Here is a 1,856-nt window from a genome sequence, read left to right on the forward strand (position 1 = left end):
GATCGGTGCATCCAGGCTTAGCCACTGCGACCGCTCCTGCCGCTGGCCACATCAGAGCCGAGACGAAGGCGGGGTGACGGTGGGATGGGCCGGTCGCAGCCCTCGCGGTGGATCAAGGGGCAAGAGCGGCCGGGCCCGGTCGCGGCACCGCTGTTGATCGATCTCGAGCATGTCCTCGCGCGTGCCCGTCTGCTGTGGGGAGATGCGGCCGCCGCATCTGGCTCGAGAGCGCGAACGCGTACCTCGATGGGGCGCGTCTGCTCGATGTGTTGCAGCTGTAGAACCCGGCTCCGCTGTTCGAGTTCCCGCTGCTGCCCGGGGGCGAACGGCCGCCCGTGCCGATCGCGGACCGCTCCTACAGCGGCACCTTCACGGTTCGCACCTCGCCCAGGGTGCATCGCCTGGCGTCGAGGCCGAGGAGCAGGGCGTCTCGGCGCGCGCTCGGGGTGTTCGAATTGCCCGATGATCTGCGGGTGCTCGACCTGGACGATCCTGCCCAGTTGGTGCGGTTGAGGTTGCGTCCGACTCAGGTGGTGACCCGGAATCTGACGGTGCCCCAGGGGGTGGGGGCATCGGATCTGGTGGGAGACCGAACGCCACGCAACGGGACGGGCGCGCGGTCTCGCGGTGGTCGTGTCACCGCCCGCAGTGGTCGGTGCTGGCCTGCTGGTTGCGACCTGAACTTGTGCCAGGCGGAGTGCTTCTGAGTGTATTCCTCGACGGCCGCGCATGAGTTCGCTGGCCTTACGGTGCTGGCGCTGCGAGAGTTCGTCGAGTTTGCCGCTCAGCGGCAGTGGAAGCCAGACTTGGCGTTTGGGGGGAGGCGCCGCTGATGCCCGCGTCCTGAGCCCGGGAGGGCGGCCGGCGCCGGCCCTCTCGGGCAGGGCCGGCCTGCGTGTCTTTGCCAGCTTTTCTGGGTCTTGCGCAACGGCAGACAGAAGGTTGTGCGCCGGCGCCGGTTCGCGTTGGCGATCGAACTGGGTCGTCCACTCGAGTCGGAGGAGGTGGCGTTGCGTGAGGTGTGTGACCACCCGATCTGCGTGCGAGCTTCGGAAGCGGTCGCCCGCACTTCGGTACGCGTTGCGGGAATCGGTCCACGACGGCTGGCGGGAGATGGTGCGGGGAACCTTGTTGCACAACAACATCCTGACACCGTTCTGGCAGACATTCAGCCGATCCGGGATCGGGTAAGCGACAGGTACGAAGGGGAGAGGGTGGGTGAGAACGAATCATCTACGGGGGCATGTGACTTGGGTGAAGACGGCAGTCTGTGTGTCAGCCGCACTACTTGCCGATATGCCTCGCACAATCCGCCGATTGCTCGTTGACTCACATTCACGATTAGTGTGTCCGGTGATGGATACGTCCGAGAAGGCCGCCCGTGCGTCGGCGGCCGTGACTGCGGAAGGCTAGCGGAGTTGGCCATGAACATTATCAGCGGTGCCGCGCGCGCCGCCAGAAATGCAGTTGGGGTTCTTCGGGACGCGGGAGAGGGCGCCTGGTCCTTTACGAGCGGCAAGCTGCGGCAACGGACGCAAACTTCGGAGGAAGCCAAAGCCGGACTCGAGGTGGAACCCCAGATCGCCACCGAACCCGAGTCGGCGCCGACCCCGTCGGAGGTACCGCCCGCGAAGAAGTCTGCTGCCAAGGCACCTGCGAAGAAGGCTGCGGCCGCCAAACCGGCCCGGTCCGAGACGCCGCCCGCCAAGGCAATCGCCAAACCGGCGCCGTCCGAGGTGCCGCCCGCGAAGAAGTCTGCTGCTAAGGCGCCCGTGAAGGATGCTGCGGCCGCCAAGGCGCCGGCGACGAAGGCTGCTGCTAAGGCGCCCGTGAAGGAGGCTGCTGCCGTCAAACGG

Annotated in this window: 1 protein-coding gene and 2 pseudogenes; all 3 read left to right on the top strand. The window is 67.0% G+C overall.

Annotated features, from left to right (window positions below; translation table 11 throughout):
• Window positions 1–320: 320 nt before the first annotated feature.
• A pseudogene (locus tag AZG88_RS55830) lies at window positions 321–433 on the top strand (toxin-antitoxin system HicB family antitoxin); the annotation flags it as partial.
• A gap of 590 nt (window positions 434–1,023) precedes the next feature.
• The gene (locus AZG88_RS54575) at window positions 1,024–1,191 is read left to right on the top strand and encodes a hypothetical protein (protein WP_156517705.1); all 168 of its coding nucleotides are present in this window, start codon (window positions 1,024–1,026) and stop codon (window positions 1,189–1,191) included.
• Between the two features lie 233 nt (window positions 1,192–1,424).
• Window positions 1,425–1,856, top strand: a pseudogene (locus tag AZG88_RS55835) (nucleoid-structuring protein H-NS); the annotation flags it as partial.

Source organism: Rhodococcus sp. LB1 (assembly GCF_001583455.1).
GTDB lineage: Bacteria > Actinomycetota > Actinomycetes > Mycobacteriales > Mycobacteriaceae > Rhodococcus_F > Rhodococcus_F opacus.